We start from the raw sequence: 17562 nt of genomic DNA on the forward strand, positions 1-17562 counted from the left end.
AGGTGGGGATTATTCTTCAATCGGCAGTAATTGCAACGAACCGCGACTAAAATCTGCCAGTTTTGCTGAAAAAGCAGCCAGCTCCGCCTGAGGAAGCGCCACGCGTAATTGCACCATCGCCTGAAAGTCACTGTGCGCGATAACGCCATTAAACTGTTTCAGCAACGCTTCGATGCCGGATAATTGGGCGTAATAGCACAATAGAGTATATTCGGTGAGCGGCGTTTTGCGGGTGGTCGTCAATATATTCAGTGCCTGCTGAACGCCACCGCCATAGGCTTTCACCAGCCCGCCCGTGCCTAACAAGATGCCGCCGTAGTAACGCACCACCACGGCGGTAATTTCACCCACGCCGCTGCCCATCAGCTGCGAGAGCATGGGTTTACCGGCGGTTCCCGCGGGTTCACCGTCATCGGAAAAGCCAAGCTGTTGCGAATCGTCCGGGGGCCCTGCCACCCACGCCACACAGTGGTGACGTGCGTCAGGATGCTCAGCCCGGACAGACTCAACAAATGCCTTTGCCGCTTCAACGCCGTCGGTGTGTGCCAGCAGCGTAATAAAGCGGCTTTTCTTGATTTCCTCAACAAAGGTGACCGGTTCAGCCGGTATCAGCCAGCTTTCCATCAGGCCAGCTTCAGGTCTCGCGTCATATTCTCGATACCGTTCTCGTGAATCACCACGTTATCTTCGATACGAATACCGCCAAACGGTTTCAGTGCGTCAATTTTTTCCCAGTTGAAGTGTTTGCTGAACTGACCTTCACGCCATGGCGCCAGCAGGGATTCAATAAAGTAGATCCCCGGTTCAATCGTCAACACCATACGCGGCTCAAGAATACGGGTGCAGCGCAGGTAAGGATATTTAGACGGTGCCGCAAGATGCGTACCGGTATCATCCTGCATAAAGCCAGCGACGTCGTGAACCTGCAGGCCCAGCGGGTGACCAATACCGTGCGGCATGAATGGCCCGGTGAGATCGTTCTCGACCATTGCCTCTTCGCTCATGTCTTTCACAATCTGATGCTTACGCAGCAGCTTCGCGATGCGCTGATGGAACTGAACGTGATAATCCACGTAGCTGGTACCGGCTTTCATGGTACCAATAAGCGCCAGTTGCTCATCGTTCACGTCTTTAATCAGCTGCGCGAAATCGGTGTCAGCATTAGCCGCCCAGGTACGGGTCAGGTCAGCCGCATAACCGTTGTACTCAGCGCCGGCATCAAGCAGGAAGCTGCGCATTTCCGACGGAACCTGATGGTCCAGTTTGGTGTAGTGAAGAACAGAAGCATGCTCATTCAGCGCGACAATATTGCTGTATGGCACGTCGGTATCACGGTGGCCGGTCGCGGTCAGGTACGCCTGGTTGATATCGAATTCGCTCATGCCGGACTGGAACGCCTCGTGCGCGGCACGATGGCCATTCACCGCCGTTTTTTGCGCTTCACGCATGCAATAAAGTTCGTAATCGGTTTTGTACGCGCGGTAGTAATGCAGGAAGTCGAGCACCCCTTTCGGGTTGAGTTTGTCCGCGGGAATATCCAGACCCAATGCACGCTCCGGAACCGGGCCAATATAGGCGATATTGCCGCGTGCAGCAGGTAGCTGGCTGCCAATGCCGTCCGCTTTTGGCAGCGCAATCACATCAATTTCTTCCGTCCAGAAAGAGGTCGGCAGCGGTTCCACGTTGTGCCAGTAATCGACCGGCAGGTAGAACCACAGTTTCGGCTTGTTCACGCCATCCACCAGCAACCAGCAGTTAGGAACCTGAGTAACAGGCACCCAGGCTTTAAACTGCGGGTTAACCTTGAACGGATAGGCATGGTCATCAAGAAATGTGTTTATCAGCTCGCCGGAATGGATAAGCAGGGCATCCAGTTTGAAGCGGGCCAGTACATCGCGGGTACGTTCCTGTAGGGTAACGATATGATTTTTATAAAGCGAAGCCAGTGAGTCCATCATTCTTCCTTTCGTTTTTTTGACCTCAAGTCATCGCATCTTAGCACACCTCACTCCGGCTGCGTGATTTCCACCGACCGTGATCAATGCAGCAATTTCTTAATGAGTAATTTGCATTTTATTAACACAAATCCCACACTCCGTTTCATCTGGTATGACCAGATCCAATTGCTGGATTCAGGAGACTGACATGCTCTACAAAGGCGACACCCTGTACCTCAACTGGCTGGAAGATGGCATTGCCGAACTGGTGTTCGATGCCCCCGGCTCAGTGAACAAGCTTGATACCGCGACGGTGGCCAGTCTTGGCCAGGCGTTGGAAGTACTTGAAAAACAAGCTGAATTAAAAGGGCTGCTGCTGCGCTCAAACAAAGCAGCCTTTATTGTCGGTGCCGATATCACCGAATTCCTTTCCCTGTTCCAGGTGCCTGAAGAACAGTTGAGCCAGTGGCTGCACTTTGCTAACAGCGTCTTTAACCGTCTGGAAGACCTGCCTGTTCCGACTATTTCCGCCGTTAATGGTTACGCATTAGGCGGTGGCTGCGAATGCGTGCTGGCAACCGACTACCGTCTGGCCACGCCGGATCTGCGTATCGGCCTGCCGGAAACCAAACTGGGGATCATGCCGGGCTTTGGCGGATCCGTCCGTATGCCGCGCATGCTGGGTGCTGACAGCGCGCTGGAGATCATCGCAGCCGGTAAAGATGTCGGCGCGGAACAGGCGCAGAAAATCGGCCTGGTGGACGGCGTGGTCAAGCCAGAAAAACTGGTTGAAGGCGCTCTGGCTATTCTGCGTCAGGCCATTAATGGCGATCTCGACTGGAAAGCCAAACGCCAGCCGAAGCTTGAGCCGTTAAAACTCAGCAAGATAGAAGCCACCATGAGCTTCACCATCGCCAAAGGCATGGTGATGCAGACGGCGGGTAAACACTACCCGGCGCCGATCACGGCAGTGAAAACCATTGAAGCGGCCGCCCGTCTGGGCCGTGACGAAGCCCTGAAACTGGAAAATCAGAGCTTCGTCCCGCTGGCGCACACCAACGAAGCCCGCGCGCTGGTTGGCATCTTCCTGAACGATCAGTTCGTGAAAGGCAAAGCTAAACAGCTGACCAAAAACGTTGAGACCCCAAAACACGCGGCGGTACTCGGGGCGGGCATTATGGGTGGCGGCATCGCCTACCAGTCAGCCTGGAAAGGCGTGCCGGTAGTGATGAAAGACATTAACGAAAAATCCCTGACGCTGGGCATGACCGAAGCGGCCAAGCTGCTGAATAAACAGCTAGAGCGCGGCAAAATTGACGGGCTGAAGCTCGCGGGCGTGATCTCCACCATTCAGCCTGTGCTGGAATACAGCGGTTTTGATCGTGTGGACGTGGTCGTTGAGGCGGTCGTAGAGAACCCGAAAGTCAAAAAAGCGGTGCTGGCGGAAACGGAAGACAAAGTTCGTCCGGATACCGTACTGGCCTCTAATACCTCGACTATTCCGATTAGCGAACTGGCGAGCGTACTGAAGCGTCCGGAAAACTTCTGCGGAATGCACTTCTTCAACCCGGTACACCGTATGCCGCTGGTCGAAGTGATCCGAGGGGAAAAAACCTCTGACGAAACCATCGCCAAAGTGGTGGCGTGGGCAAGCAAGATGGGCAAAACGCCGATCGTTGTTAACGACTGCCCGGGCTTCTTCGTCAACCGCGTACTGTTCCCTTACTTCGCCGGTTTCAGCCAGCTGCTGCGCGACGGGGCAGACTTCCGCAAAATCGACAAAGTGATGGAAAAACAGTTCGGCTGGCCGATGGGCCCGGCGTATCTGCTGGACGTGGTCGGTATTGATACCGCCCATCACGCCCAGGCGGTGATGGCGGCGGGCTTCCCGCAGCGCATGCAGAAAGATTATCGCGACGCGATTGACGCCCTGTTCGACGCTAACCGCTTCGGTCAGAAAAACGGCCTGGGCTTCTGGCGCTATAAAGAAGACAGCAAAGGCAAACCGAAGAAAGAAGAGGATGCGGCGGTGGATGGCCTGCTGGCCGACGTATGCCAGTCAAAACGTGACTTCACCGACGATGAGATCATCGCCCGCATGATGATCCCGATGATCAACGAAGTGGTGCGTTGTCTGGAAGAAGGCATTATCGCCAGCCCGGCCGAAGCGGATATGGCGCTGGTATACGGCCTGGGCTTCCCTCCGTTCCACGGTGGCGCATTCCGCTGGCTGGACACCATCGGCAGCGCCCGCTATCTCGATATGGCTCAGCAGTATCAGCACCTCGGCCCGCTCTATGAAGTGCCTGAAGGGCTGCGCAACAAAGCGCGCCATAACGAACCCTATTACCCAGCAGTTGAGCCAGCCCGTCCGGTTGGCGAGCTGAAAACGGCTTAAGGAGTCACAATGGAAAAGGTTGTCATTGTTGATGCGATTCGCACCCCGATGGGCCGTTCAAAAGGCGGCGCATTCCGTAACGTGCGCGCGGAAGACCTCTCCGCACACCTGATGCGTAGCCTGCTGGCGCGTAATCCGGCGTTGGACCCCGCCGCGCTCGACGATATCTACTGGGGCTGCGTGCAGCAGACCCTGGAGCAGGGCTTCAATATCGCGCGTAATGCGTCACTGCTGGCGGAGATCCCGCATTCGGTTCCGGCCGTCACCGTTAACCGTCTGTGCGGTTCGTCCATGCAGGCGCTGCACGATGCGGCACGTATGATCATGACCGGCGATGCTCAGGCCTGCCTGGTGGGCGGTGTGGAGCATATGGGGCACGTCCCGATGAGCCACGGCGTCGATTTCCATCCGGGGATGAGCCGTAACGTGGCAAAAGCTGCGGGAATGATGGGTCTCACCGCGGAGATGCTCTCCCGCCTGCACGGCATCAGCCGTGAAATGCAGGATGCGTTTGCCGCACGTTCCCATGCCCGCGCCTGGGCTGCCACGCAGTCCAGCGCATTTAAAAACGAGATCATCCCTACCGGCGGTCACGATGCGGACGGCGTTCTGAAGCAGTTCAGCTACGACGAAGTGATCCGCCCGGAAACAACGGTGGAAGCACTTTCTACGTTGCGTCCGGCATTTGATCCGGTCACCGGTACGGTCACGGCAGGTACCTCGTCGGCGCTGTCCGACGGAGCAGCGGCGATGCTGGTGATGAGCGAAAGCCGCGCCCGTGAGCTGGGGTTAACCCCACGCGCTCGGGTACGTTCGATGGCTGTCGTGGGCTGCGATCCTTCAATCATGGGTTACGGCCCGGTTCCGGCCTCAAAGCTGGCGCTGAAAAAAGCGGGACTAACCGCCAGCGACATCGATCTGTTCGAGATGAACGAAGCCTTCGCCGCGCAGATCCTGCCGTGCATTAAAGATCTGGGGCTGATGGAACAGATCGACGAGAAAATTAACCTCAACGGCGGCGCGATCGCCCTCGGTCACCCACTCGGTTGCTCCGGGGCGCGTATCAGCACGACGCTGATTAATCTGATGGAGCGCAAAGATGCCCAGTTCGGACTGGCAACAATGTGCATCGGGTTGGGTCAGGGTATCGCGACGGTGTTTGAGAGAGTGTAAATCAGGAAAAGTATCTCAAAGCCAATGACGTCAGAACAAGGCGGCAAGCGAGCGAATCCCGATGAGCTTACTCAAGTAAGTGATTCGGGTGAACGAGCGCAGCCAACGCAGTTATGGCGTCATTGGCGAAGAGAGAGAGTTTAGTTGCCGTTCTTCCCGCCTGTCAGGGGCGGGTTTTTTATTTAAATGAAGGCAAACGCATCGCCAAACAGGCGATCTTCACGCGCGTCACGTTCGTTACAGAACAGGTCCCGGGCGATTTTCGCCATCTCGAAACGACCTGCGATATAGATATCGTGTCCTGCCAGCGTGCCGTGATCCTGCAATACCGCCGTCAGCACGGTACCGCTACGCCCACGCCAGCCCTCTTCCGGCTGCTCAACCACCGGCTCAATGCGCAGGTTAGGATGGGTTACGCTCAGCGCTTCCAGCTCAGACAGGTCATATAGATGCTTCTCTTCGCGGCCACCCCAGTAAATGGTGATGTCACGGTCCGGGTTACGTGCCAGAGCGGTCAACAGAATAGAGCGCACATAAGAGAATCCCGTACCGCCAGCGATGAGGATCAGCGGACGATCTTCGTCATCGCGCAGCCACGCTTCGCCGTGAGGGATGTCGACCACAATCTCACGTTCTTTCAGGATGCGGTCCATAACGGCCATCGCGTACAGGTTAAGCTCAGACGCACCAATATGCAGCTCAATAAATTCTTTCTCTGCTGGCGTAGAGGCCATAGAGAAAGGACGCTTATCACGCTCATCCATCACTACCATTAAGTACTGACCAGCGCGGAAAGAGAATGCCGCTTCTGGCACTAAACGGACGCGATATACGGTGTCGGTGATGGCATCTACCGAGGTCACTTTACAGCTTAAGGTTGTCATTCGCTCTCTCTGTCGTGAAGTCTATAGGGCTTAACGGCCTGTTTCAGGTTTACCGTTATTCATTATGGCCAGTTCATCCCAGATCGCGTCAATACGCGCGGTCACGGCAGGATCTTTTTTGATCGGGCGACCCCATTCACGGTCGGTTTCGCCAGGCCATTTATTTGTGGCATCCAGTCCCATTTTTGAGCCAAGACCGGAAACCGGCGAGGCAAAGTCCAGGTAATCTATCGGCGTGTTCTCGACTAACACCGTATCGCGCGCCGGGTCCATTCGCGTGGTAATCGCCCAAATGACGTCATTCCAGTCGCGAGCGTTAACGTCATCATCGCAGACAATAACAAATTTGGTATACATAAACTGGCGCAGGAAAGACCAGACGCCCATCATCACGCGTTTCGCATGACCGGGATACTGCTTCTTCATCGTCACTACCGCCAGGCGATACGAGCACCCTTCAGGGGGCAGGTAAAAATCAACGATTTCCGGGAACTGCTTTTGCAGGATCGGCACAAACACTTCATTCAGCGCCACCCCCAGTACTGCGGGTTCATCCGGTGGACGCCCGGTGTAGGTAGAGTGATAAATCGCATCTTCACGCTGCGTAATGTGCGTAACGGTAAACACCGGGAAGTTATCCACTTCGTTGTAATAACCGGTGTGGTCGCCGTAAGGGCCTTCCGGTGCCAGTTCGCCCTGCTCAAGGTAACCTTCCAGCACAATTTCCGCACTGGCCGGAACTTCGAGATCGTTCGAAATACACTTCACGACTTCGGTTTTTGTCCCGCGCAGCAGGCCGGCAAACGCATATTCAGAGAGCGTATCCGGCACGGGTGTAACGGCTCCCAGAATAGTGGCCGGGTCAGCGCCTAAGGCGACAGAGACCGGGAAACGTTCACCCGGATGCGCAGCGCACCACTCCTGGAAATCCAGCGCGCCGCCGCGATGCGACAGCCAGCGCATGATGAGCTTATTCTTACCAATCAACTGCTGGCGGTAAATACCCAGATTTTGCCGTTCTTTATGCGGACCGCGCGTGACGGTCAAACCCCAGGTGATCAGCGGCGCAGCATCTTCAGGCCAGCACTGCATAATGGGAATTTTGGTCAAATCAACCGCATCGCCTTCCAGCACTTTTTGCTGGCACGGCGCACCGCGCAGGCGTTTGGTTGGCATGTTCAGCACCTGCTTAAACTGCGGCAGCTTGTCGAACAGATCGCGGAAGCCTTTCGGTGGCTCTGGCTCTTTCAGAAATGCCAGCAGCTTACCCACTTCACGCAACGCGGTAACGTCTTCCTGCCCCATCCCCAATGCGACACGACGCGGTGTACCAAACAGGTTGCACAGCACCGGCATGGAGTAACCTTTCGGATTTTCAAAGAGTAACGCGGGGCCACCGGCACGCAGGGTGCGGTCAGCAATTTCTGTCATTTCCAGATAAGGATCAACAGGAAGTGTAATGCGTTTGAGTTCGCCCTGCTTTTCCAGCAGCGTCAGGAAGTCGCGGAGATCGTGGTATTTCATGCAGTTAGTCATGGCCTCTCTGTAAGCGCTTCATTATACGGCGTAAGCCTGCTTGATGCTGTAATTTTGTTAAATTAGCGTGAACTTATGCGTTCTGTTCCAGGTTCACCCATTATAATCAACTTAGCGATCCCTCCAGGGTTTTGATATGCTTGCGCCCCGAACTAAGGGAAAGAGTGATTATGCAGGCCTGGTATTTACTGTATTGCAAACGCGGGCAACTTCAGCGCGCGCAGGAACATCTTGAACGTCAGTCTGTAAATTGTCTGACACCCGTGATCACGCTTGAAAAAATGCAGCGCGGGAAGCGCACAACCGTCAGTGAGCCGTTATTCCCGAACTACCTGTTCGTGGAGTTCGACCCTGAGGTGATCCACACCACCACCATCAGCGCAACGCGCGGCGTCAGCCACTTCGTTCGTTTTGGCGCCCACCCGGCCACCGTTCCGTCGACGGTCATTCATCAGCTTTCGGTGTATCAACAGCCCGAAGGGATCACCGACCCGGAAACCCCTTACGCGGGTGATAACGTCGTCATTACGGAAGGTGCATTCGAAGGCCTGCAGGCGATTTTCGCCGAGCCGGACGGTGAAGCACGCTCCATGTTGTTGCTCAACCTGCTGAACAAGCAGGTGTTGCAGAGCGTCAAAAATACCGACTTCCGTAAAGTTTAAAAACTGATCCTGAAGAGATGGCGCACGTTGTCATCCGTCTGCGCAGAAAGCCAGTGCGGATCGTCTCCACGCCATCGCGCCACGCGCTCAACAATGTGCCCCAGGTATGCAGGCTCATTTCGCCGCGATGACGGTTTGGGCGTCATATCTCTCGGCAGCAGATAAGGCGCATCGGTCTCAATAAGCAAACGGTCGGCCGGAATCAACGGTAACAGCTCGCGTAGCTCAAGCCCGCGGCGCTCATCACAAACCCAGCCGGTAATGCCGAGAAACAGCCCGCGCGCCAGGCACTCCTGCGCCTCCTGCCTTGAACCGGTGAAGCAGTGCAGCACCGCGCCGGGGAGTTTATCCAGCCAGGGATCCAGAAGCGCGAGAAAACGTTCGTGCGCGTCGCGGCAATGCATAAAGACGGGCATTTCAAGCTCTGCCGCCAGAGCAAGCTGGGCAGTGAATGCCTTTTCCTGTTCGTCAGGCGTGGAGAAGTTGCGGTTAAAATCGAGCCCACACTCGCCAATGGCCACCACCTCAGCGGTTTTCGCCAGCCTGTAAAGGATTTGTGCGCTCTCCTCGGTCCACTGGCTACTGTCATGAGGGTGGATGCCTGCGGTTGACCAGCAGTGTTAATAACGTTGCGCCAGAAGCTGCGCCTGCTCGCTCTCATGAAGGTTAGTTCCGGTCAGCAGGAGTCCTTTAACGCCGGCGTCAAAAGCACGCGCAACAACGTCATCGCGATCTTTTGCAAACTGCGAGCTGGTCAGGTTGAGTCCGATATCAAACATGCGAATCCCCATATAACAACCGCCCTGACGGGCGGCTGGTTTTACTCTTCAGTGGTCTTTTCAGACGCATCGTCTACATCGTCCGATCGGCGTCCTTTACCCACGTAGAAACGCGAGAAGAATACGCCAACCTCAAAGAGGCAATACATCGGTATGGCCAGTAACGTCTGCGAGAAAACATCCGGCGGCGTGAGCAGCATGCCGACCACAAATGCACCTACCAGGATATACGGACGCTTTTTACGCAGGTCTTCAGGGGTCGTTACCCCAACCCAGCAAAGCAGCACAATGGCGACCGGCACTTCAAATGCCACGCCAAACGCCATAAACAGCGCCATGACGAAGCTGAGATAGCTGGCGATATCTGTCGACACCTGCACCCCTTCCGGCGCGGTGTGCGTCAGGAAGCCAAAGGCCAGCGGGAAGACAACGAAGTAGGCAAACGCCATACCGATATAGAACAGCAACGAGCTGGAGACCAGCAGCGGGATCACCAGTTTACGTTCATGTTTATACAGCGCTGGTGCCACAAACGCCCATACCTGATAAAGGATGACGGGTGCAGACGCAATCAACGACACCCAAAAGGTGAGCTTAATAGGGGTAAAGAACGGTGAGGCAACATCTGTTGCAATCATCGTTGCCCCCAGCGGCATCTGCTTAATCAGCGGTGCAGAGACCACCTGATAGATATCGTTGGCGAAATAGACCAGGCACAGGAATATCACCAGAACCGCAATAATGCAGTTTAACAGGCGCTTACGCAGCTCAATAAGGTGCGTAATAAGCGGTTGAGTATCATCTACTGCCATGGTTACGCTTTATCACTCGACGAGGGGGATGATTCGGAAACAGGCGCGACGGGTTTCGCTTCCGCCACTTTTATCGTGGGGTCTTCCGGCTGCGCCTGTTTTTTCACTTCGGTTTCCTGCGGCGTCTGTTCTGGCGCGGCGGCCTGGTGCTCAGCACTCGCTGGCGTCACGCCCTCACGTTGCGCTTCGCTGTCCTTCACCACCGGGTTATGAATGGTGTTCGCTTCATCGCTCGCTTTTTCAGGATCGTTAACGCTGTAAGAGCGCTTCATGGATTCCGCCGCTTCGCGCAGTTCATCCATTGAGGCTTTCAGTTCCGGCGTCAGGTTATCCATGCTCGCCTTCTCGACCTTTTTCAGGCTTTCCTGAAACTCCTGGAGCTTAAGTTCCTGTGCCAGTTCATTCTGAACGGTCGATGCCAGCGATCTCAGCGCACGCACCCAGCCCACAACGGTTTTCACCGCCACGGGCAGACGCTGCGGACCCAGCACGATCAGGCCAATCACAAAGACCAGCAGCAGCTCACTAAAACCAATGTCGAACACGACTTACACCTGCTCTTTATCGTGGCTTTTGGCGTCTTCTTTTTTGGCTTCTTCTTGCTTATCGGAGATGGATTTCGCAGTAAAATCAGCATCCTGGCTGGCTTTATCCTGCTTGTTCTCATCATCGCTCATTGCTTTCTTGAAGCCTTTGATAGACGCGCCCAGATCGGAACCGATAGAACCGAGCTTTTTAGTGCCAAACAGCAGCACGACGATGACGGCAATAATGACTAATTGCCAGATACTGATACCACCCATACAAATTCCTCAGGAATAGATGATTAATTGGTCAAGTCGCATTATACGTATGCGACCCGTCGATGGCGACGCAAACTCAGCGCGTTTTTCTCCATCCGGCTAGCCAGACAACAACCCCGCCAGCCATCAGCCAGGCGGGCATCATCTGCCAGTCCGGACGATTGATTAGCAGCAACGTACCGCTCAACAGCAGCGTTGCGCCAATCCCAAAGAGATAGCGTGATTGCCCCTGGCGCACGCGACTGGACTGAAGCTCGCGGGCGATTTTATCCATGCTGTGCTGAAGGTTCTTGCTCTGACGCAAACTGTCGTAAACCAGTTCAGGAATTTCGGGCATTTTTTCAATCCAGAACGGGCCTTTCTCTTTCAATGAGCGCACCAGCGCTGGAAAACCTACCTGATCCTTAATCCAGGATTCCAGGAACGGTTTAGCCGTCTTCCACAAGTCTAACTGAGGATAGAGTTGGCGACCTACACCCTCAACGTAAAGTAATGTTTTCTGAAGTAAAACTAATTGCGGCTGAACTTCCATATTAAAGCGGCGAGCCGTATTAAACAGGTTTAACAGCACGTGCCCGAAGGAGATTTCTGCCAGCGGCTTTTCAAAAATCGGCTCGCAGACGGTACGAATAGCAAACTCAAACTCTTCGACGTTGGTGTCCGGCGGAACCCAGCCGGAGTCAACGTGCAGCTCGGCCACCTTACGGTAGTCACGGTTAAAGAACGCGATAAAGTTCTCGGCCAGATAACGCTTATCTTCTTTATTCAGCGACCCCACAATCCCGCAGTCGATACCGATATACTTCGGATCCTCAGGATGCTCGTAGCTCACAAAAATATTGCCCGGGTGCATATCCGCATGGAAAAAGCTGTCGCGGAACACCTGAGTAAAGAAGACCTGAACGCCACGTTCGGCCAGCAGCTTCATGTTCGTTCCCTGCTTCTCCAGCGCCGCCACATCCGAAACCGGAATACCGTAGATGCGCTCCATGACCATCATGTTCTGACTGCAGTAGTCTGAATAGACCTCAGGCACATAAAGCATCGGGCTGTTTTCAAAGTTACGACGCAGCTGAATGGCGTTTGCTGACTCGCGCAGCAGGTTAAGCTCATCAATCAGCGTTTTTTCGTATTCCCGCACCACTTCCATCGGACGCAGACGACGGCCATCAGGTAACAAACGTGGTACCCAGCGCGCCAGACGATAAATAAGCTTCATGTCAGCTTTGATGACCGGCAGGATATCCGGGCGGATCACCTTGATCACCACCTCTTTGCCGTTCTCTTTCAGACGCGCGGTATGCACCTGAGCAATAGACGCCGACGCCAGCGGGGCTATTTCGAAATCGTCAAACCAGGTTTCAACGGGAAGATTACCCATTGCCTCTTCGATCTGTTTCTTTGCCCTCACTCCGTCAAACGGGGCAACACGGTCCTGCAGCATTGCCAGTTCATCGGCAATATGAGGCGGGAAGAGATCGCGGCGGGTTGAGAGCATCTGTCCGAACTTAATCCATACCGGGCCAAGCTCCTGCAGCGCCAGACGCAGACGTTCACCCAGCGGCTGACCTTTATGACGATTAGGCATCCAGAACAACATCCGCCGCCAGATTCTAAGCGGCAGCGTGATACGCATTTTGGGGATAAGCTCATCGAGCCCGTAACTCAAAAAGGTGTGGACGATAAAATAGAGGCGCCGAATTTCACCAGGCGTCATTTGCCCTCCAGTTTTTCCAGCCGTTTGGTTAATGCATCAACCGCACGTTCAACAGCAGCGGTTTCTTCCGCAAACCATGCCACTTCCAGCGGACCGGGGGCCATGCGCCACTCTTCAGTCAGGACTTCTGCGGCATAGCGCTGCTGCCGTTGCAGATTTTTGCGCAAGAACGCCGTGCCGCCATGAATAGCTTTCCCGATCCCTTCAGCGGCGATGTCACCAATAAAAGGCGCGAGCAGTTCTGCCGGGTCAAACTCCGCCAGATCGCTGAGCGCAACGAAGTTTTGTACGACCTGGATGTCGCCCTCCACTTCCAGCTCACCGCTGCGGATAAGCGCCGTCAATTGCTGGCGATCGCGCAGTTTTGGCAGCACGCTCATATGGGTAATGACCGAGCAATCCGCCTCGCCTTCCCACTCACCCAGAACATCGAGCTGGCGTTCGCTGAAGACCAGCACGAGCGGCGTTGAGAACTCTTTTAATACAATGCGCAGGACCTTCCCGTTAAGTCGCTGACGTGCAGCTTTTAGCGCCGGCGCGCGATACAGGAAGGCATTGAGCACATTCTCGATGCCTGCGGTGACTAAGGGTTTAAAGGGCACGGGACACCTCCACTCAGAATTTGTAACCGCGATGCAGCGCAACGACACCCGCCGTCATGTTGAAGTATTCAACGTTCTCAAATTCCGCATTCTGCATCATGGCTTTTAGGGTGTCCTGATCCGGGTGCATGCGAATGGACTCCGCCAGATAGCGGTAGCTCTCCGCGTCGTTCGCCACCAGTTCACCGATACGCGGCAGCACGTGGAAGGAATAGGCGTCGTAGGCTTTGCTCAGCGGCTCAATGATCGGTTTAGAGAACTCGAGCACCAACAGACGTCCACCCGGCTTCAGTACACGGTACATGGATCGCAGCGCTTTTTCTTTGTCGGTGACGTTACGCAGGCCGAAGGAGATCGTGATGCAGTCAAAGGTATTGTCCGGGAATGGCAGCGCTTCGGCGTTTGCCTGCACGTATTCCACATTGCCCACCACGCCGATGTTACGCAACTTTTCGCGTCCCATTTTCAGCATGGAGTCATTAATATCGGCCAGAACAACGCGGCCGGTTTCACCCACCAGACGGGAAAACTTCGCCGTCAGATCGCCTGTTCCACCGGCTAAATCCAGCACGGTTTGTCCACGGCGCACACCGCTGCAGTCAATGGTGAAGCGTTTCCACAAGCGATGAATGCCGAACGACATCAAGTCATTCATCACATCGTACTTCGCCGCCACGGAATGAAATACGTGGGCCACCATGTCAGCTTTCTGCGCTTTGGCGACAGTCTGAAAGCCAAAGTGCGTCGTGTCTTGTGAATCGTCAACCATCTCAGAGCCTGCTAATCAGTCAAATGTTCGTGAAGTGTAACAGATTGGGCGCGTTTGCCCTACGATTCAACCGCCGTGATAGAAACGTGTCGGCGGCTCGTCAGACGATAAATCCGTCGTTAACTCGTTGTCTTCGCTGGGTGTCTTTTGTTCATCTGCGCCTTCACGCAGACGGAACTCTTCGTCTTGCGCCGTGGCCTGCTCCACCAGTTCCGGATTAATCTCGCGTTTGACCTCCACCCCCAGGCCGCGGAATGCTTCAGCCTGAGCAAGCAGGTTGCCCCGCCCGGAAGCGAGTTTTTTCATCGCCTGACGGTAGTTATCCTGCGCACGGTCCAGGCTTTGCCCGACTGAGGACATATCGTCCACGAAGAGGCGCATTTTGTCGTACAGCTTGCTGGCACGCTCGGCAATCTTCTGTGCATTGCGGCTCTGGTGCTCATAGCGCCACAGGTTAGCAATGGTACGTAATGCCACCAGCAGGGTGGTGGGGCTGACCAGCATAATATTATTTTTGAGCGCTTCGGTGATCAGTTCGGGCTGTCTGTCGAGGGCCAGCAGGAACGCCGGTTCGACCGGGATAAACATCAGCACATAGTCCAGCGAGCGCAGCCCCGGAAGCTGCTGATAATCTTTTCTGCCCAGCAGTCGGATATGGTTACGCACGGAGGCAATATGCTCCTGCAGCGCCGACTCGCGCGTGTAGTCGTCTTCCGCATTAAAGTAACGCTCATACGCCACCAGCGTCATTTTGGCGTCGATCACCACATCTTTCCCCTGCGGCAGACGCACAATGACGTCTGGCTGCATCCGCGAGCGGGCATCGTTTTCGATACTCACCTGCGTTTCGTATTCATACCCCTCGCGCAGGCCAGAGGCCTCCAGCACGCGGGTGAGCACTACTTCTCCCCAGTTACCCTGGGTTTTGTTATCCCCTTTCAGCGCCCGAGTGAGGTTGACCGCCTCCTGCGCCATTTGCGCATTCAACTGCTGAAGATTACGAATCTCGTGCGCCAGCGTGTGCCGCTCGCGTGCTTCCTGTCCAAAGCTGTCCTGCACCTGACGGCGAAAACCGTCCAGCTGTTCACGCAGCGGCGTCAGCAGGCTGTTCAGACTCTGGCGATTCTGTTCGTCAACGCGGCGGTTGCTGTGTTCGAAAATGCGGTTGGCGAGATTCTCAAACTGCTCGCTGAGGCGCTGCTCGCTGTTAATCATCTGACGGATTTTGTCTTCCGCATGCAGCTGCGTGGATTCGAGGCGGGTAGTCACTTCGCGGAGATCGGCCTCCAGCGACGTGTTGATATCACGCAGGTTGCGCAGTTCGTTATTGAGCAGCTCGCACTCGTCGCGCCAGTGGTCACTTAGCGCAAGCTGTTGCTTTACCGCGCTGAGCTCGGCGACGATCTCTTCGCGCTCCGCCAGTTGATCGGCCTTCTGCTGCGCATGCTGGTAGCTGGAAATCAGCCAGCCTATCGCAACGCCCGCCAGCGCAATCACCGCATAAATCAGGATTGAGATATCCACAATGCCCCCTGCATCAACGTATTACCCGCACAAAATAGAATTGTGCTGTATAAACGTCCAGTTTGAAAGGGTTTTCCTGCGAGGCGCTACGCAAAAAATAAAGGCCGAACGCGTCGGCCTTTGATTTGAGAAGAGAGGGCTAGATCAGGCGACGAGCCGCTTCCACCACAATTTTCACCGCATGACTTTCGGTCTGCTTCATGGTTTCGGCGTTCGGGATCTCCTGCTGAGTACGGTTGACGATAACGCCCGCCACCATACCGGCACGCAGCCCCTGGCTTGCACACATGGTCAGCAGCGTCGCGGATTCCATTTCGTAGTTCATTACGCCCATGGACTGCCACTCTTCCATTGAGCCTTTGAAACGGCTCACAACGCGGCCAGAGAAGGTGTCGTAGCGCTCCTGGCCCGGGTAGAAGGTGTCGGAAGAGGCGGTTACGCCAACGTGAGTGGTCGCGCCCACGGACTTCGCGGCTTCAACCAGCGCCGTGGTGCATTCGAAGTCAGCCACTGCCGGGAATTCCATAGGCGCAAAGTGCAGGCTTGCCCCGTCCAGACGAACGGATGCCGTCGTCACCAGTACGTCGCCCACGTTGATGTGCGGCTGAATCGCGCCGGTCGTGCCGATACGCAGGAAAGTACGAATGCCCAGCTGCGCCAGCTCTTCAACTGCAATAGAGGTAGACGGACCGCCGATACCGGTGGAGCACACAATCACCGCTTTGCCATCCAGCTCTGCACGCCAGGTGGTGAATTCACGATGGGCAGCCAGTTTGACCGGCTTATCCATCAGCGCGGCGATCTTTTCCACACGCTCAGGGTCGCCAGGGACGATAGCGAGCGTAGCCCCTTGTAAATCATTTTTAGTGAGGCCGAGATGAAAAACATCAGACTTAGACATAGGTGACTCCTCTGTGGGTCGGTTAGTCAGAAGAAGTAAAACGGTACTTTACAGAAGCAGTAAGCATAATTTCGTGATGCATCTCACCATGAATGAAAATGATTGCAGTGAATTTCCATCAAAAAGTGATTTACATCACATTAACAAGTTATATCGTCAGGTGCTGCACAAAAGATAGACCGTTTAAGGCACTGTGAGTTGTTAACCTGGTGTCTATATTTACCTTTGCGCTAACTCATTGGTACGGAGAATGCCATGACTGAAAAAACCGGTTTTGCACCTGCTGCAACCCCGCTTGCTTCAACCATCGTTTCAACCTCAGAAGAGGCCATTACGGCGGGAGAGACCTCCATTCCCTCTCAGGGGGAGAATATGCCTGCCTATCACGCACGACCAAAATCGGCAGACGGTCCGCTGCCCATCGTGATTGTGGTTCAGGAGATTTTTGGGGTTCACGAACATATTCGCGACCTCTGCCGTCGCCTGGCACTTGAAGGATATCTGGCCGTTGCGCCAGAACTCTACTTCCGTCAGGGCGATCCGAACGACTATAGCGATATTCCAACGCTGTTCAGCAATCTGGTCAGCAAAGTCCCGGACGCGCAGGTGCTGGCCGATCTCGACCACGTTGCCAGCTGGGCGGCGCGTAACGGCGGCGACCCGCACCGTCTGATGGTCACCGGCTTCTGCTGGGGCGGACGCATTAGCTGGCTGTATGCCGCACACAATCCGCAGCTCAAAGCGGCTGTCGCCTGGTATGGCAAACTGGTGGGCGAGAAAACGCTGAATTCGCCAAAACATCCGGTGGACATCGCCACTGAGCTCAATGCCCCGGTGCTGGGTCTGTATGGCGGCCAGGACACCGGTATTTCGCTTGATTCGGTAGAAACCATGCGCCATGCGCTACGGGCAGCCAATGCCAATGCGGAGATTGTGGTGTATCCGGATGCCGGACATGCGTTTAACGCAGATTACCGTCCGAGTTATCACGCGGAATCGGCGAAAGATGGCTGGCAGAGAATGCTGGCGTGGTTTAGCCAGTACGGCGGGAAGAAATAAACACTT

The 17562-nt window shown here is 55.1% G+C and carries 16 protein-coding genes and 1 pseudogene; 4 read left to right on the forward strand and 13 right to left on the reverse strand.

The window, feature by feature from the left end:
• Positions 1-9: 9 nt before the first annotated feature.
• Entirely contained in the window at positions 10-624 is a 615-nt protein-coding gene (locus L383_RS06530; protein WP_023331544.1) for an IMPACT family protein, read from the reverse strand.
• Positions 624-1955, reverse strand: a complete 1332-nt coding sequence (gene pepQ / locus L383_RS06525) for a Xaa-Pro dipeptidase (RefSeq protein WP_014885612.1) — start codon at positions 1953-1955, stop codon at positions 624-626. Before pepQ ends, L383_RS06530 begins: the two co-directional genes overlap by 1 nt.
• A 190-nt stretch (positions 1956-2145) precedes the next feature.
• Here pepQ and fadB point away from each other — a divergent pair, with 190 nt between their 5' ends.
• Complete coding sequence (gene fadB / locus L383_RS06520; protein ID WP_023331545.1) at positions 2146-4335, forward strand: fatty acid oxidation complex subunit alpha FadB; 2190 nt, start codon at positions 2146-2148, stop codon at positions 4333-4335.
• A gap of 9 nt (positions 4336-4344) precedes the next feature.
• The gene (gene fadA, locus L383_RS06515; RefSeq protein WP_023331546.1) at positions 4345-5508 is read left to right on the forward strand and encodes an acetyl-CoA C-acyltransferase FadA; all 1164 of its coding nucleotides are present in this window, start codon (positions 4345-4347) and stop codon (positions 5506-5508) included.
• A 182-nt stretch (positions 5509-5690) separates the two neighbouring features.
• Here fadA and fre read toward each other — a convergent pair whose 3' ends face one another.
• Complete coding sequence (fre, locus tag L383_RS06510) at positions 5691-6392, reverse strand: NAD(P)H-flavin reductase (protein ID WP_014885614.1); 702 nt, start codon at positions 6390-6392, stop codon at positions 5691-5693.
• Positions 6393-6422: 30 nt separating this feature from the next.
• Entirely contained in the window at positions 6423-7928 is a 1506-nt protein-coding gene (gene ubiD, locus L383_RS06505; RefSeq protein WP_023331547.1) for a 4-hydroxy-3-polyprenylbenzoate decarboxylase, read from the reverse strand.
• 170 nt (positions 7929-8098) lie between these two features.
• On the opposite strand from ubiD, the gene rfaH reads away from it, so the two are divergent.
• Complete coding sequence (gene rfaH, locus L383_RS06500) at positions 8099-8590, forward strand: transcription/translation regulatory transformer protein RfaH (protein ID WP_014885616.1); 492 nt, start codon at positions 8099-8101, stop codon at positions 8588-8590.
• Here the strand turns inward: rfaH and tatD are convergent.
• From tatD to udp, 9 genes and pseudogenes are all read right to left on the reverse strand, one after another.
• Positions 8587-9369, reverse strand: a pseudogene (gene tatD, locus L383_RS0124245) (3'-5' ssDNA/RNA exonuclease TatD). The gene rfaH and the pseudogene tatD overlap by 4 nt on opposite strands.
• A 41-nt stretch (positions 9370-9410) precedes the next feature.
• Positions 9411-10181, reverse strand: coding sequence for a Sec-independent protein translocase subunit TatC (gene tatC / locus L383_RS06495; RefSeq protein WP_023331550.1), 771 nt, complete (start codon positions 10179-10181; stop codon positions 9411-9413).
• A gap of 2 nt (positions 10182-10183) precedes the next feature.
• Complete coding sequence (tatB, locus tag L383_RS06490) at positions 10184-10726, reverse strand: Sec-independent protein translocase protein TatB (RefSeq protein WP_023331551.1); 543 nt, start codon at positions 10724-10726, stop codon at positions 10184-10186.
• 3 nt (positions 10727-10729) lie between these two features.
• On the reverse strand, positions 10730-10984 hold the full coding sequence (tatA, locus tag L383_RS06485) for a Sec-independent protein translocase subunit TatA (RefSeq protein ID WP_014885620.1): 255 nt from the start codon (positions 10982-10984) through the stop codon (positions 10730-10732).
• 76 nt (positions 10985-11060) lie between these two features.
• Entirely contained in the window at positions 11061-12701 is a 1641-nt protein-coding gene (gene ubiB / locus L383_RS06480; RefSeq protein WP_014885621.1) for a ubiquinone biosynthesis regulatory protein kinase UbiB, read from the reverse strand.
• Entirely contained in the window at positions 12698-13303 is a 606-nt protein-coding gene (ubiJ, locus tag L383_RS06475; RefSeq protein WP_014885622.1) for a ubiquinone biosynthesis protein UbiJ, read from the reverse strand. Before ubiJ ends, ubiB begins: the two co-directional genes overlap by 4 nt.
• Positions 13304-13316: 13 nt before the next feature.
• Complete coding sequence (ubiE, locus tag L383_RS06470; RefSeq protein ID WP_023331552.1) at positions 13317-14072, reverse strand: bifunctional demethylmenaquinone methyltransferase/2-methoxy-6-polyprenyl-1,4-benzoquinol methylase UbiE; 756 nt, start codon at positions 14070-14072, stop codon at positions 13317-13319.
• A 66-nt stretch (positions 14073-14138) separates the two neighbouring features.
• Complete coding sequence (gene rmuC / locus L383_RS06465) at positions 14139-15596, reverse strand: DNA recombination protein RmuC (RefSeq protein ID WP_014885624.1); 1458 nt, start codon at positions 15594-15596, stop codon at positions 14139-14141.
• A 139-nt stretch (positions 15597-15735) separates the two neighbouring features.
• Complete coding sequence (gene udp / locus L383_RS06460) at positions 15736-16497, reverse strand: uridine phosphorylase (protein WP_003860792.1); 762 nt, start codon at positions 16495-16497, stop codon at positions 15736-15738.
• Positions 16498-16752: 255 nt separating this feature from the next.
• Between udp and L383_RS06455 the strand changes: the two genes are divergently transcribed.
• Positions 16753-17556, forward strand: coding sequence for a dienelactone hydrolase family protein (locus L383_RS06455; protein ID WP_023331553.1), 804 nt, complete (start codon positions 16753-16755; stop codon positions 17554-17556).
• Positions 17557-17562: the final 6 nt, after the last annotated feature.

The sequence above is a fragment of the Enterobacter sp. MGH 37 genome, from assembly GCF_000534515.1.
In the GTDB taxonomy this organism is placed as follows: Bacteria; Pseudomonadota; Gammaproteobacteria; order Enterobacterales; family Enterobacteriaceae; genus Enterobacter; species Enterobacter kobei.

Bases quoted from the DNA above. Each gene is read 5' to 3' on its own strand.
- L383_RS06530 (WP_023331544.1), bottom strand. From the start codon at position 624: ATGGAAAGCTGGCTGATACCGGCTGAACCGGTCACCTTTGTTGAGGAA.
- pepQ (WP_014885612.1), bottom strand. From the start codon at position 1,955: ATGGACTCACTGGCTTCGCTTTATAAAAATCATATCGTTACCCTACAG.
- fadB (WP_023331545.1), top strand. From the start codon at position 2,146: ATGCTCTACAAAGGCGACACCCTGTACCTCAACTGGCTGGAAGATGGC.
- fadA (WP_023331546.1), top strand. From the start codon at position 4,345: ATGGAAAAGGTTGTCATTGTTGATGCGATTCGCACCCCGATGGGCCGT.
- fre (WP_014885614.1), bottom strand. From the start codon at position 6,392: ATGACAACCTTAAGCTGTAAAGTGACCTCGGTAGATGCCATCACCGAC.
- ubiD (WP_023331547.1), bottom strand. From the start codon at position 7,928: ATGACTAACTGCATGAAATACCACGATCTCCGCGACTTCCTGACGCTG.
- rfaH (WP_014885616.1), top strand. From the start codon at position 8,099: ATGCAGGCCTGGTATTTACTGTATTGCAAACGCGGGCAACTTCAGCGC.
- tatC (WP_023331550.1), bottom strand. From the start codon at position 10,181: ATGGCAGTAGATGATACTCAACCGCTTATTACGCACCTTATTGAGCTG.
- tatA (WP_014885620.1), bottom strand. From the start codon at position 10,984: ATGGGTGGTATCAGTATCTGGCAATTAGTCATTATTGCCGTCATCGTC.
- ubiB (WP_014885621.1), bottom strand. From the start codon at position 12,701: ATGACGCCTGGTGAAATTCGGCGCCTCTATTTTATCGTCCACACCTTT.
- ubiE (WP_023331552.1), bottom strand. From the start codon at position 14,072: ATGGTTGACGATTCACAAGACACGACGCACTTTGGCTTTCAGACTGTC.
- udp (WP_003860792.1), bottom strand. From the start codon at position 16,497: ATGTCTAAGTCTGATGTTTTTCATCTCGGCCTCACTAAAAATGATTTA.
- L383_RS06455 (WP_023331553.1), top strand. From the start codon at position 16,753: ATGACTGAAAAAACCGGTTTTGCACCTGCTGCAACCCCGCTTGCTTCA.